The organism is Streptomyces filamentosus, from assembly GCF_014654895.1.
GTDB lineage: Bacteria > Actinomycetota > Actinomycetes > Streptomycetales > Streptomycetaceae > Streptomyces > Streptomyces filamentosus.
In genome coordinates this window covers 94,698-107,041 of record NZ_BNBE01000001.1, presented here as the reverse complement: position 1 = coordinate 107,041, position 12,344 = coordinate 94,698, and the positions used below count along the sequence as shown (strand labels likewise).

Annotated in this window: 15 protein-coding genes and 2 pseudogenes; 3 read left to right on the top strand and 14 right to left on the bottom strand. The window is 70.6% G+C overall.

Features of this window, described 5'->3' with window-relative positions; all coding sequences use genetic code 11:
* Nucleotides 1-24: 24 nt before the first annotated feature.
* The 4 genes and pseudogenes from IE326_RS00585 to IE326_RS00570 all read right to left on the bottom strand — a co-directional run bounded on the left by IE326_RS00585 (nucleotide 25) and on the right by IE326_RS00570 (nucleotide 2,702).
* Nucleotides 25-1,373 (bottom strand): annotated as a pseudogene (locus IE326_RS00585) (IS30 family transposase).
* Nucleotides 1,374-1,612: 239 nt separating this feature from the next.
* Nucleotides 1,613-1,942, bottom strand: coding sequence for an esterase (locus tag IE326_RS00580; RefSeq protein ID WP_190040479.1), 330 nt, complete (start codon nucleotides 1,940-1,942; stop codon nucleotides 1,613-1,615).
* 74 nt (nucleotides 1,943-2,016) lie between these two features.
* Nucleotides 2,017-2,229, bottom strand: coding sequence for a hypothetical protein (locus IE326_RS00575; protein ID WP_190040478.1), 213 nt, complete (start codon nucleotides 2,227-2,229; stop codon nucleotides 2,017-2,019).
* A gap of 125 nt (nucleotides 2,230-2,354) precedes the next feature.
* Nucleotides 2,355-2,702: an SPDY domain-containing protein gene (locus IE326_RS00570; protein WP_190040477.1), complete on the bottom strand. Its 348-nt coding sequence runs from the start codon at nucleotides 2,700-2,702 to the stop codon at nucleotides 2,355-2,357.
* Between the two features lie 223 nt (nucleotides 2,703-2,925).
* Here IE326_RS00570 and IE326_RS00565 point away from each other — a divergent pair, with 223 nt between their 5' ends.
* Nucleotides 2,926-3,153 (top strand): hypothetical protein, encoded by a 228-nt coding sequence (locus IE326_RS00565; RefSeq protein WP_190040476.1) that lies wholly within the window; start codon nucleotides 2,926-2,928, stop codon nucleotides 3,151-3,153.
* A gap of 4 nt (nucleotides 3,154-3,157) precedes the next feature.
* Here the strand turns inward: IE326_RS00565 and IE326_RS00560 are convergent, their stop codons facing one another.
* The 7 genes from IE326_RS00560 to IE326_RS00530 form a co-directional block, all read right to left on the bottom strand.
* Nucleotides 3,158-3,646, bottom strand: a complete 489-nt coding sequence (locus IE326_RS00560; RefSeq protein ID WP_190040475.1) for a hypothetical protein — start codon at nucleotides 3,644-3,646, stop codon at nucleotides 3,158-3,160.
* A 59-nt stretch (nucleotides 3,647-3,705) separates the two neighbouring features.
* Nucleotides 3,706-4,641, bottom strand: coding sequence for an SPDY domain-containing protein (locus IE326_RS00555; protein ID WP_190040474.1), 936 nt, complete (start codon nucleotides 4,639-4,641; stop codon nucleotides 3,706-3,708).
* A gap of 492 nt (nucleotides 4,642-5,133) precedes the next feature.
* Nucleotides 5,134-5,958 (bottom strand): large ATP-binding protein, encoded by an 825-nt coding sequence (locus tag IE326_RS00550; RefSeq protein ID WP_190040473.1) that lies wholly within the window; start codon nucleotides 5,956-5,958, stop codon nucleotides 5,134-5,136.
* Entirely contained in the window at nucleotides 5,955-6,623 is a 669-nt protein-coding gene (locus IE326_RS00545) for a hypothetical protein (protein WP_190040472.1), read from the bottom strand. The genes IE326_RS00550 and IE326_RS00545 overlap by 4 nt, the downstream gene beginning before the upstream one ends.
* Entirely contained in the window at nucleotides 6,620-7,096 is a 477-nt protein-coding gene (locus tag IE326_RS00540; protein ID WP_190040471.1) for a hypothetical protein, read from the bottom strand. The genes IE326_RS00545 and IE326_RS00540 overlap by 4 nt, the downstream gene beginning before the upstream one ends.
* On the bottom strand, nucleotides 7,093-7,869 hold the full coding sequence (locus IE326_RS00535) for a glycosyl hydrolase (RefSeq protein ID WP_190040470.1): 777 nt from the start codon (nucleotides 7,867-7,869) through the stop codon (nucleotides 7,093-7,095). Before IE326_RS00535 ends, IE326_RS00540 begins: the two co-directional genes overlap by 4 nt.
* Nucleotides 7,866-8,477 (bottom strand): DUF4913 domain-containing protein, encoded by a 612-nt coding sequence (locus IE326_RS00530; protein ID WP_190040469.1) that lies wholly within the window; start codon nucleotides 8,475-8,477, stop codon nucleotides 7,866-7,868. Before IE326_RS00530 ends, IE326_RS00535 begins: the two co-directional genes overlap by 4 nt.
* 236 nt (nucleotides 8,478-8,713) lie before the next feature.
* Between IE326_RS00530 and IE326_RS00525 the strand changes: the two genes are divergently transcribed.
* Together IE326_RS00525 and IE326_RS00520 are read left to right on the top strand one after the other, a co-directional pair.
* The gene (locus IE326_RS00525) at nucleotides 8,714-9,385 is read left to right on the top strand and encodes a uracil-DNA glycosylase (protein WP_190040468.1); all 672 of its coding nucleotides are present in this window, start codon (nucleotides 8,714-8,716) and stop codon (nucleotides 9,383-9,385) included.
* Nucleotides 9,386-9,551: 166 nt separating this feature from the next.
* Nucleotides 9,552-10,328 carry a hypothetical protein gene (locus IE326_RS00520; protein ID WP_190040467.1) on the top strand — a complete coding sequence of 259 codons (777 nt, stop codon included), beginning with the start codon at nucleotides 9,552-9,554 and terminating at the stop codon, nucleotides 10,326-10,328.
* 194 nt (nucleotides 10,329-10,522) lie between these two features.
* Here IE326_RS00520 and IE326_RS00515 read toward each other — a convergent pair whose 3' ends face one another.
* The 3 genes and pseudogenes from IE326_RS00515 to IE326_RS00510 form a co-directional block, all read right to left on the bottom strand.
* A complete protein-coding gene (locus IE326_RS00515) occupies nucleotides 10,523-11,422 on the bottom strand; it encodes a DNA cytosine methyltransferase (RefSeq protein WP_268983024.1) in 900 nt (299 codons plus the stop codon).
* 118 nt (nucleotides 11,423-11,540) lie between these two features.
* Nucleotides 11,541-11,648 (bottom strand): annotated as a pseudogene (locus IE326_RS41375) (DNA cytosine methyltransferase); the annotation flags it as partial.
* A 73-nt stretch (nucleotides 11,649-11,721) separates the two neighbouring features.
* Entirely contained in the window at nucleotides 11,722-12,303 is a 582-nt protein-coding gene (locus IE326_RS00510; protein ID WP_190040466.1) for a hypothetical protein, read from the bottom strand.
* Nucleotides 12,304-12,344: the final 41 nt, after the last annotated feature.

Sequence of the window (12,344 nt, the reverse complement as noted above, 5' to 3'; positions counted from 1 at the left end):
ATGGAAAAGGCTCAGTAGGCGGGTTCAACCGGTCGTTGCAACATCGGGCTGTTGCAGCGAGCGTAGCTGTTCTTCGAAGACCTCGGCCGGTGTCCGCCAGCCTAGGACCTTGCGGGGCCGGTTGTTGATCGCCGTGGCGACCGCTTCGAGGTCCTCGGCGGGCCATCGGGACAGGTCGGTCCCCTTCGGGAAGTACTGACGCAGCAGCCCGTTGGTGTTCTCATTCGTAGGTCGTTGCCAGGGCGAGTGCGGATCGGCGAAGAACACCTTCGTCCCGGTATCGAGAGCGAACTGGGCATGGCCGGAGAGTTCCTTCCCTCGGTCCCAGGTGAGGGTCTTGCGCAGCTGCTCGGGCAGTTGCGTCATTGATGTGGTGAGCGCCGCGTTCATCGCGATCGCGCCATAGCCTCCGAGCGAGATGCCGTTTTTCACCGGCGGGTTCTCGCCCCAGCCTTCGAGCCGGGGCAGGTGCACCAGGAGCGTGGAGCGGCTGCTGCGCTCGACGAGCGTGCCGATCGCGGAGCGGCCCGTCCCGATGATCAAGTCACCTTCCCAGTGTCCGGGACCGCGCGGTCCCCAGCTTCGGCGGGGCGTTCGCTGAGGACGACGTCCGCGGTGACATGCCCTTGCGGCTTGTTCTGCGACCGCGCACGGGGAGTCCGTAGTGCCCGGCCGGTACGCAGACACGTGACCAGCTCCCGCTTGAGCGCGCCACGGCCTTCGATGAACAGTGCCTGGTAGATCGCCTCGTGGCTGATGCGCATACGCTCATCATCGGGGAAGTCGACATGAAGCCGACGCGAGATCTGCTCCGGGCTCCATGCCGTGGCCCATCTCCTGTCCTGCCGGTGCGGCTTGTTCAGCCCTTTCCACGCCTTCGTCTCGGGCCCGGTGACGATCGTGCCGTCGGGGCGACGGACACTGCCGGCGAGCCGTTCCTGTACGTATTCACGCAATCTGCCGTTGCCTGCGAGCTTGGCTGCCTTCGGGCGCTTCGCCGCCTGCTGCGCCTTCCACTGCGCGACCGTGGCCCGGTATTCCTGCTTCCCGCTGCGGGTGGCGGCGTTGCGACGCAACTCGCGAGAGATCGTCCCCGGGTCACGTCCGACCGCGCGGGCGATCTCCCGCACACCCTTGTCCTGGGCGCGCAGAATCGCGATCTCCTCACGCTCCTCGAAGCTCAGGTAGCGGCCGGTGGGCTCGGCCAGAGAGATCGGCGGCATGCCGCCAGCGTGACGGAACCACCGAGAACCGACCGGCCACGACACTCCGACCGCCAGCGATGCCTCAGCCGTCGTGACGCCCGTGGCGATCAGCCGCCAGAACTGCCGCTGCACCACCCGCGACGGATCAGGCCGGCCAGGCGAGCGCATCGCTGGCCTCAGCGCCCGGTCAGCACGCCACTGCCGCCGAAGTCTCTCGGGCGCATCACCGGTCTTCCTGCTCCAGTCCTCCGTAGCGATCTTGAACACCTCCGAAATCAAGGTGTTGCGACAACCGATTGAATCCGCCGTATCTATTCCTCAGGAAATGCGCACACGGGACACGGCTGGGCATCAAGGCAAGGCCGCCCCGGCCAGGTTGGCGAGAGGCGGCCTTCTGCAGTGCTCGGTCAGAGCTTGGCAAGGCGGTTCGAGAGGTCGAGGGCTTCGGTCGTGAACGCGAGGGCGGCGCACAGGCCGGTCACCTCGTGGAGGGTCGGGCGGACCAGGCGCGGCCAGTCGTCCGGGGCCGCGGGCCAGGAGGTGAGGTGTACCTCGGTGGTGGCTAGGCCCAGGTGGGCGTTGACGTTCCAGCCGGCGCGGGGAGCGGGCTCCCAGTGGAGGCGGATACGGCCGAGGGGGAGCTTCTGGGCATCAACGGGGAGCCAGCTGACGTCGAGAGGGCCGTCGTACCGTGGAGAGACGCGCTGAACGAGCGCGCCGCGGACACCGCCCGGCATGGGGCGTACGGCGAGGCCGTGCAGCGGGTGTATGTGCGGCGGGATGGAAGCCTCCGGGGTGCAGGGAAGAGGGGCTAGGACCAGGCGAGGGCGTCGCTGACCGGTGGGGGGAGGTAGCCCTCTTGGCCGTCGTCGGCGATGAACGCCTTGCCGTCCCGGACGAAGACCTCGGCCGCCAGGTAGTGGGTGAAGGGCCAGTCTGGGTTGATGGCGAGGCGGATCGGAAGGGTGGGGTCGAGGTCCTGGAGCTGGCGGAGCAGGTGGCCGACGGTCATGTACTGGGGCACGGGAAGCCTCCGGGAGAGGTGAGGGCGTACGGGTCGGGAGCATCAGGAGGCGCCGAGACAGAGCAGGTCCCGGGGGACCTTCGGCCCCTGGGTGTGGCTGGCGAGGGCCCGCCCCGACCACCGGTTCAGCGGGTGGAGTGGGCGACGAGGGCGGCGATGAATCCGGCCACCGCTTCGGCGGGGGTATGGGTGCCGAACTCCTGGGTCCACTCGTCGCCTTCGGCGGGTAGCACCTGGACGTGCCAGACGATGTCGCGCGTCCAGGCGGCGGGGTCCTCGGGGAGCCAGCCGACGTAAACGCGGCCGTCAGGGCTCGTCGCGTGGACGTTGGCCTCCGGGGTTTCGATGACCGTCCAGTCGAGGTCGTGGAGGAGTTCGAGGACCGGGGTGGCGCAGTGGTCCGAGGAGAGCCAGTGGCGGTTTTCCACGGAGGGGCGGACGACAGAGGGCAGGAGGGTGGCTGAGGCGTTCACGGTTGGGCGATCCCTTCGTTGAGCTGCGGTTTTCTGACACCCGTACGTTGGCATGGGGTGTGCCGAAGTCCGTAGTTGTTTCCGGGAGTGACCCGTCTGCCGTGGGCGAACTGGCCACGGGCATCAGTCCAGGACGCCGGCGGCGCGGGAATGGAGCGGCGGCCGGAGTTGTCGTAACTGGGTTACGGCAGCGAGCCGTACAGGACCGGAGGGGGGAGCAGGGATGACGGAGCCGAGCAGACACTGGGACGGGGCCGGGCTGGAGCGCAAGATCCGCGCCGCCGGGCGGTCGTGGACCGTCGGAGCGCAGTCCGGCCGGTGGCCGGACGAGGAGATGGTGGTGGAGCACCGGGTCGCGGCCGGCCGGCGCGTCGAGCTGACGGTGGAGGAGTTGGCCCGCGCGGTGGGCGTCCGTACCGAGGACGCCGACCGCGACGAGGACCTCGCCTGACCGGTCAGCGACGCGGCCCCGAGACGGGCGCCGACGGCCCGACGGCAGCCGCAGCAACGGGCTGGTCGGGCAGCCGGCCCGGGGCGTGCGGGGCGAGCCTCGATCGGGCGTTGGCGGCCCGGGACAGGCTCGCCGCCGGGCCCCGGGCCGCCGTCGAGGAGGCTTCACGTGCCTCGATCACGCGCCGGATCGCCTGCACGTGCGCACCGCTCTCCGCGAGCGCGACGCGAAGGTCGGCGGCCGAGCTGACGAGCCGGTCCAGCTCGTAGTGCGCCGGCACGTACCCGGGCCGGGTCAGGGCGTGCAGACGGTCCTGGTGAGCGGCCGCCGCGTTGTCGGTGATGGCCAGGGCCGTACGGATGTGCATGGCCGAGCGCAGGAGCGGGTCGTCGCAGGGGCGACGGACCGCGAGGACCTCCAGGACTTCGATGGGCTGGGCCCAGGCTTTCTCGATCATGGAGGCGGCCTGGTCGAGCGCGGTGGTGTCGGGCATGAGAGGACTCCTGGCGTGCGGAGGGGCGAAGGGGGCGTCTGGGTGGGGCCGGGCGGGAGTCAGCGGCTGTGCCGGCGCGGCGGCGAAGCGACCGGCGGCCGGGCTGCGGCGGCGGGCGCAAGGGTGGAGGACCGCATGCGGGCCGAGGCCGTGGTGCGGTTCTGGGCCGCCATCACGCGGAGGTCGGTGGCTGTCTGCGGAGCGCGCGCGGCACGGCGGACGGCTTCGGTGACGGCGGTACGTCGCACGTCGAGCGGGGTCGGGGCACGAGAGTCTTGAGGAGCGGCAGCCGGGGCGACCGGGGTCAGCGTGACCAGGTGTTCCACTTCGCGGTGGATCATGTGCCGCTCGCGGACTACCGGGGCCGAACTCGCCATGGCGGCGGCCGTCGCGGCGATCAGGTGGGCCGGGGTGCGGGCGGTGAACACCGCCTCCGCCCGCGTGCCCCAGCCCCGAGGGCCGGCCCACAGCGTGATGAACTGGCTGCTGGGTCCCTCACGGTACGAGTCGATTTCGGCGCCCGCGAGTCCGTCGGGGGAGACGAGATCGACGAACCCGTACGTGCGCCTGGACTGCCAGCCGGCGTCGAGCAGCGGCCGGACGGCGTCGGCCCAGTAGAACGACGGTTCCGCCAGGAAGCGCCCGTCGTTCTTGTACGGGTCGGACGCGGCGTAGTCCTGGGCCAGGGCGGTGGTGAGGCCGGCGACGATCTCGGCCGGGGTGACGTGGTTGAAGGTTGCCGTCCAGCGGGGCGGGGCGACGGCGTCCTCGGCGGCGGTGATTTTCCACAGGTCGAAGTCGTCGCCGAACCAGCCGATCCTGATGCGCTGGTCGGGCGAGGTGACGAGGAGCTGGCAGGGGCCGTCGTCGAGGTAGTGGTGCGGCCAGTGGGCCACGGGGGCGAAGCCGGCGTCACCGGCCCCGTTGGAGCCGGCGAGATACAGGGGGCTGACCAGTACCTCTTCATAGCGGGACGGGTCGGAAAAGGGGGACATGGTCGAAGCTCCAGGCGCGGAGGGAGGAGAGAGGGGCCCGCGCGCGCAGCGAGTTGGACGGCAGGAGCGCGCGGACGCCGTATCGACGGAGGGGCGCCGCGGTTCTCGGCACCATCCGGCTCACCGTGACCGCACCGGAGTGGACTGGGTGGTCACGTAGGACGGCACCCGCGGTTGCGGCTGGGGGGCGTGGCTGAACAGTGAGGCCAGCACAGCGGTGCTCCGGCGCAGGGCCGCTGCGGTCCGGGCACCGTCCGCCCCCAACGGGACGCCGGGGTGGGTTCGCTGGGCTGCTGCGATGGGGGCGGGAGGCGGCGGCATCCCGTACACGCAGGGGGCTGCGCTCCTGGGCCAGGGTCATCACCATCCAGGTGGTCCAATTCGGCCCCATCAGGGCGAGTGCGTCCTCGACGTGCTGCGCGTCGTTCGATGCGAAGGAGAAGGTGGGGGGCTGAGCAGGAGTGGGCATGGAAGCGTCCTGTCGGGATGGAGTCAGCGAGAGCGGGAGGCCGTGTTGGCCGTCCCGGCGACGGGCGCGGCGGTCGAGTCGGCGACGAGACCGGGGCTGGCCGGAGGGCTGCTGCGGATGAGGGCGGCGTTCACGCGCGGTGCCGCCGTACGCGCTTCACGCAGGGCGACTTCGCCTCGCGGAGTGAGTGAGAGGAGCTGTCCGGGCCGGTGCAGGCTTTCGCTGGTGTCCTGGTGCAGCAGCCCGTCGGCGACCAGCCGCTGAACGGTCTCGGGCCAGACCTGAGGGGCGGTGCCCGGGCGTCGGCTGTCCGAGAGGTAGGCGTAGCCGTAGAGCGCGCTCTCGTGGAATCGGAGGCCGCCGGCCTCGGCGGCTTCGAGAGCCCTGAGCCGGCGATCACCCGCGATGGCCCAGTCGTCGTCCCGGCCGGCATCCTGCTCCTGGTTCGCCTCGTGGGCCTTCGCCGTCGTGTGTTCGGTGCCGGACTCGTGCAGAAGACGCCGGTACGCGGAGATGGCCTCGACGAGACGGTCGTAGGCCCGATCCTGCTGAGTGAGGAGGTCTCCGAGCTTCGGGATCGAACTCCGCAGGATCGCGTACGAGACGCGTGCACCGCTGAGCTCGCCGTCCCCAACGGGTCCGAGTAGCCGGAGAGCCGCCTTGGCGGCGCCCGTCACCTGGTCGTGCCGGGCATCAAGTTCGTACGCGGCCCCGATCACCCCTGTCGCAGCCCGGTACAGCGGACTGCCGGGGCGGTACGTGGTGTTGAGCGTGGTGACTTCCGAGACGCCGAGCGTCTCGGCGACGAGGTGGAGACCGGGCTCCTCGTTCGGGTCGTAGGGGTTCACTGGGCCGTCTCCATCCGGGCGAGCAGGGAACGGACCAGGGTGGGCAGGTTGTTCGGTCCGTTGTCGGTCCGGACGTGGTCGCTCGCCTCGTCCAGGACGTACGCGGCGTCTTCGAGTAGTCCGCTGGAGATCTCCATGCAGGCGTCGGTGATCCGGGAGGCGGCGAGCAGCGACTGGGAGAGGACCTCGACGTAGTCGTTCGGTGAGAGGCCGGCGGCCTCGGCGGCGGTCCGGATCGCCGCCAGCTCCAGCGCGTTGAACGCGAGATCGAACTCGCCGTCCCGGCCGGCATCGCCGGACGCGGCGAAGGCCGGGTCCCGGGGCTCGGAGGGGATGCCCACGCGGGTGCAGATCTGGTCGACCGAGGCGGTCAGCTCGGTGAAGGACTCGGTGAGCCAGCCCAGCGCGGCGGCGTAGGAAGCAAGGGTGAACAGTCCCGCCGGCGTGGCCGGGCGGGGCACGGCGGCCACCAGCCCTTCGAGCCGGTCGTTCAGCTCACCGACCACCCGGGGTCCGGCGGACAGCGGGCCCAGCACGGGGTGCAGGTAGGAGCGGCTGGCGGCCGTCGGGTACTCGGCGGTCACGATGCCCGAGACGCTCTGCGCGGCCTCGGTGAGAAGCCCCGCGAGTTCGTTACGGGACAGGAGAGCGCGGTCGTCGGTCATCGCGAGGGGGCCTTTCGGGAGGCGGCGGCCGTGGTGGGGACCGCCGGGACGGGAGTTGCCGGGGTGGCCGGCGGGCGGCCGGCGGTGAGGGAGGAGCGGGACCGGGCGGCCTGGACGCGGGCCTCGGCGGCGGAGGCCGCCGCGGTGCCCTGCGTCGGGGCGGTGCGCAGGTGGGCCGTGCGGTAGACCGCGTAGTCCTTCCGGCTCCCGGCGGCGACCAGGTAGATCTCGCGCTTGTGGTTCGAGGCCGGAGGGGCCGGGCGGAACTGGATGACCAGGCGGTAGGACACGGACGGGTCGACGTAGACCTTGTGGTAGCCGGCGAGGCGGCCCTTCAACGGCAGGCAGTCGTCGCTTCCGTGGACCAGGTTCTGCAGTTCCAGCAGCGCCAGGTCGCGGATGTTGTCCGGGAGTTCCCGCAGGTCCGCGATGGCGTCGGGGTGCGCGGCGAAGGCGAAGCGGGCACGGCTCACAGCAGCCGCCCTTGGGCCGGGCGGCGGCCTGGTGCGGCTGGCGGTGTGCGCGGGGCGTCGACGCCGGCCTTCGGTATCGCGGGGGTGTCGGCCGACCGGGAGAGGGCGGCTCGGGCCCGGAGTACGGCGCCGTCGGCGTATCGGTACTCCGGTGGCTCGGGCAGCGGGCCGTCTCGGTCGTCCAGCCAGGCGTGGGCGGCGTCCTCGTCTGCGAACGCGCCCTCGCGCATCGTGTATGTGCCGGCGGCGTGGTCCCACATTTCGTGGAAGACCCGGATCGGCGCCTCGGAAGGCTGGGCGTCCCGGGTCAGTGTCCACGTCTCGCTCGGGTTGAAGTCCGAGGTGTGGGTGTCGAGGACCTCGTACCGGGTGCCTGATCCCCGGATCTGTTGCTCGATCTGGAGAGTGAGATCGTCGGCGGGCTTCACTGCGTCGCCGTGGATCTTGGCGATCTTCTCGGGCGGGCAGCCGCGCTCGACCAGCCACGCCTGGGCGAAGGACACCGTGGCGTGGTAGCTCGTCTCCAGGGTGAACGTGAACCGGCTCAGGTCTCGCGCGACCGCGATCGCCATGACCTGTGGCTTGCCGGGCACCCCCCACGTAACGGACTGATCGTGGGCGACGACGAAGCTGTGGGAGCCGTTGGGCGTGGTGTGGTGCTGGGACAGCGCCCTCAGGTCGCCGGACCAGAATCGCTCCACCGCCTCCGCGGAGGCGGGATCGGCGGGGGCGAGTTCGTCGAGATCGAAGTCGAAGTCGAAGTCGTCGTTCACGCCGCCACCTCCGCGTACCCGGGGGCGGGAGTGGACAGGACCCGGTGGTTGGGCCGGGTCGGGCTCGTCGTGCACGCGGCGAACGGACCGTCCGGGGCGCGCAGGTGCACCAGGGCCTGGTCCAGGTGGTCGCGGTGCCACGTGGAGGGGCCTGCCAGACCGGCTTGCTTGTCGGTGAGCTGCTGCCATGCGAGCCAGAGCGCGTGGAGGCGGGCGACGGCCTCGGGGTGGTCGTGCCACTGCGCGCACCACGGGCGCGTTGTGCTTATCTCCCGGCCGTACACCGGCAGGAGGAGGTGGTTCACCCAGTTGCTGAGGGCGGCGAGTTCGACGGCGTACGCCTCGCCGCCCAGGGCGACGATGAACACTGAGGCAGGGCCGTCGGTCTGTTCCGGGTCGTCCGCCTCGGCTTCCGCAGCCCCGTCCTCCTGCTGGTCGGCAGGAGGCACGGGGTCGGGTTCGGAGCCGAGGCGGTCGAGGATGACGCCGTGCCGCTTGACCTCCGCGATGGTCTGGGCGAGGGCGCTGGCGAGGTCGTCGAGGTCTTCGTCGGAGACCCGGAACGGCACGGGGCCGGGGGCGGAGGCGGTCGGGTTTGTGTCGAACATCGGGGCGTGCTCCATCTGTGAGACGGCGACATGCCCGACAGGATCCGGAGAAACCGCGGTTTGGCCCGGCCGGAAAATCCCGGTAGAGCGCTACTATTTGGCCGCTGGTGAGGCATTTTGAAAACGGCCGGAGCTGTTTCCCTTCCGCGCTTGATCCGGTTTCGGATGGGGGAGGGACAGGTGGGGTGTTTGGAGGCTGGCTACTGATGTCAGATGGGCCTGGCACACTGCGGTCCATGACGTCACGCGATCATCTTCGTTCCACGGCTCCTCGGGCTCTGCGCGATCCCGAAGCCCTGCAGGCACGGCTGGAGGCTGTGCGGACCGTACCTGCCGTACGTCCTTTGAACGACTGGGTGGAGAATCTGCGCGAACGTCTCGGGGACGGCGAGTCCGTGCCGTGGTTCGATCCCGCGTCTGGGGGCGTTGAAGCGCGCAGCTTGTTCCTTCTGGAGGCGCCCGGCCAGAAGTCCATGGGGGCGGAAGCTGCCCTGCGCCGTACGGGCAGCGGCATCATCTCCATCGACAACGACGATCCGACCGCGCAGAACTGCTGGACGCTGCGAGACGAGGCGGGTCTGCCCTATGAGCTGTCTGTGCACTGGAACGTCGTGCCGTGGTACCTGGGCACCGCGGACCGGATCGCCGCACCCGGGCGGACGGAGATACAGCGCGCGGCGCCGTTCCTGCATGAGGTGATCTCGATGCTTCCCGCGCTGGAGGTGGTCGTCCTGATGGGGCGCAAGGCGCAAGCCGGCTGGGCTGCCTATCAGGAGCAGTACGCGCCCAAGGTCCACACTCTTGCCACATGGCACCCAAGTCCGCGGGTGTTCGCCTCCCGGCCTGCGGCCCGCCAGGAGATCCTGGACACGTTGCGTCAGGCGGCTGATCTGCTGCGTTCCGCCTGAGACCGAACGGCGCAACCCGTGAACGCTCACGGGGCGCGCGAGCCCTGGGCGGGGACGTCGGTTTTCCCCTGCCCGGGCGCGGTGCTCTGGCGCTGGGTGCGGTCCGTGAGGTGAGGCTCGCTGGCCTGGGGGCAGTTGTCAGTCGGGGGTGGCAGGATGCCCGGTCATGGGAACGAGAGATGATAGTGACGAGGCATACGTCGTCGATCTGTGCAACCGGATCCTCCACGAGAGCGCCTTGACGCAGCACAAGTTCGACTGGCTGCTGGGAGATCCTGGAACCAACGGCCGCCGGGTCAAGCTGCCCGTCGACGCCTACTGGCCCGGTCACGAGCTCGTTGTCGAGTACCGCGAACTGCAGCACGACCAGCCGATGCCTCACTTCGACAAGCCGGACCGGCTGACCGTGAGTGGTGTCCACCGGGGCGAGCAGCGGGCCCTATACGACGCCCGACGTGACACGGAGATCCCCGCACACGGGCTACGGCTGATCGTCGTCCGCCCGGCCGACCTCGACGCGGACAGCCGCGGACGGCTGCGCCGCAACGAGAAGGCCGACCTGGAGGCGCTGCGGAAGATCCTGGCCCGCGACAACGACGAGGACCGCGTCACCGACGCCTTCCGCACGTGGCTGTTGGCCGAGGGCTGGACCCCGGTCGACCCCACGGACCGCTGGACCGACCTGGAGGCCGTACGCGACCACGAGCGGCTGATCTGCGAAGCCAAAGGCCGCACCAGCGAGAAAGGCATCGACGCCGACATCGCCTACGGCCAGCTGCTACGCCGCATGACGAGCCAGGACCCTCACATACGCTATGCGCTCGTCGTGCCCTCGTCGTCAGTCAAGGCTGCCGAACGAGTCCCGCTCCATGTCCGCGAGCTGCTGCGCATCGATGTGTACGAGGTGACGGACGACAACAGGGTGTGCCAGGTGATTCGGTAGGCGGTCACGGGGACGTGTCTGCCTGCGCAGACAGGTGCCCCGCGTCGGGTTGCTGGGCATCGATGAGGCCAGTCTCGTGTCTGCCACGGTGCCGGAAACGTCTGGTGCTCTGTGCTGCGTGCGCGCTCCCGTCTTCATCGATGCCGACAGCAACCGTTGGCACACCGGACAAGAGCAGTCATTGAGTGGGGGATTCAACAGGCCCCATCGCCCGTGCAGCGTGGGCAGCGCGGGAACGGTGGCGCCAGCAACTGCAGAGCCCGAGCAGCTTGTTGGGGAACGACGCCGTTGCCGAGGGCGGTGAGCTGCGCAGGTCGGCTGAGCCCCGGGGTGGCGGTGACCCAGCCGGTGTCGAGGCCCTGCATCCACTCGACGAAGTCGGCCCGCAGGCGACCGGCCGTGTCGGTGGGCGCTGGCGCGGGGCGGGTGAGCCTCTCCCATCGGGTGATGGCGGCGGCGTACGGTCCCCACTGCTCGTCTCCGCCCCGGCTTCCGGTCCCGTCTCCGCCCACAGCGGCAGGGCCGTCGCCGACAGGGGAGGGTGCCGATCCCCGCCCGAGCGGATGCTCGCGTTTCCGGTCCGCCGGGCGGGGGAGAGCGAGGCCGCCGCACTGGGCAGGGTCATGTCCCCGTTCCCGTGCCGCGGGTTGGGCGAGCCCTTGATCCCGTCCGACGCCTTCGGGGTCGGCAGGAGCCATTCGACCTCGTCGGCCAGGTTCGGCCCGTGGCCCCCGCTCTTCCTCTTGGCCGGGTGCTGCGAGCCGCCGTTCTTCCCGATGTTGCTGGTCGGCGTCTTGAGCAGGGTCTCCTGCGGGCCAGGCCGCCAGGAAGGTTCGCTCGCGACGGTGCGGGGCTCCGACGTCGGAGGCGCGAAGCACGAGCCACTTCGCGTCGTACCGGAGGTCGGCCAGGGATCCGAGTACGGCACCGAGTGCCCGCAGAGGAGGCTGACCTGCGGTGTCGCCCAGACACCACGGGCAGGGTTCCACGTCGCCAGGGGAACCGGCGGGGGAGGTGAGGAGGCCGCGCACATTCTCGATCACTACCAAGCAGGGTCGGAGGGCCTCGACCGCACGGGCGACGTGCAGCCACAGCCCGGAACGGGTGTGGGAGTTGAGTCCGGCCCGGCGGCCGGCGACCGAGACGTCTTTGACAGGGGAATCCGGCCGTGAGGACGCACACCCGGGGGACGGCGGACCAGTCGACGGCCGTGATGTCGCCCAGGTTGGGGACGCCGGGCCAGTGGCGGGCCAGGACGCGCGAGGCGTTCGGATCGACCTCCGCGTGCCAGGCCAGGGTGCCGCCGAGAGCGGCCTGCACCCCCAGGTCGAGGCCGCCGTACCCGGAGCAGAGCGACCCGATCAGCGGAGGACGGGAGACGGTGATGGCCACGTCACCGACCTCGTGTCATCCGGTTTTGAGGAGCCGCCGCCGAGACGGCAGCGGGAGGAAGGGAACGAGGAGAAGACGCCGCTGCCACGGACCGGAGGAGAGCGGCCTGGGTGCGCAGGGACGGAAGGGAGACCGTCGCCGCCGCGACACGCAGGGACTCGGCGGTCTCACGCAGAGCCCCCCTCGCGATGCCGAGTGCGCTGTCGAGGAGCGGCCTTTCCGCCGCGCGCCTGTCCTTGGCTCCGAGCGGGCCGTGAAGGTGCTCTTCCTGGTCCAGGACGGAGAGCCGGAGGGCTACGGCCCCGAGAGCGGACGCCGCTTCGCACGCGGGCCGGATGGCGGCGGCGAAGCCCACGGTGGCAGGGGCGGAGCGTCCTTCGAGGCCGTGCTCGGCGGACCGCAGGAGCACCTCGTCGGCCAGGTCGGTGATCAGCGCGCTGAGTTCCGTGAGGCGGCGGGCGACGGTGACGGCGTCGGGTGAGGGGTGGTGGGGGTCGGTGGACGGGAGGTTGTCTCGCAGGGCGTCGAAGCCCAGTGCCGAGGTACGGAGGGCCAAGACGTTGGAGACGGAGGTGTCGGTCAAGGTGAGCTCCGGAGAGGAAGACGTGAGGGAGGACCGGTACG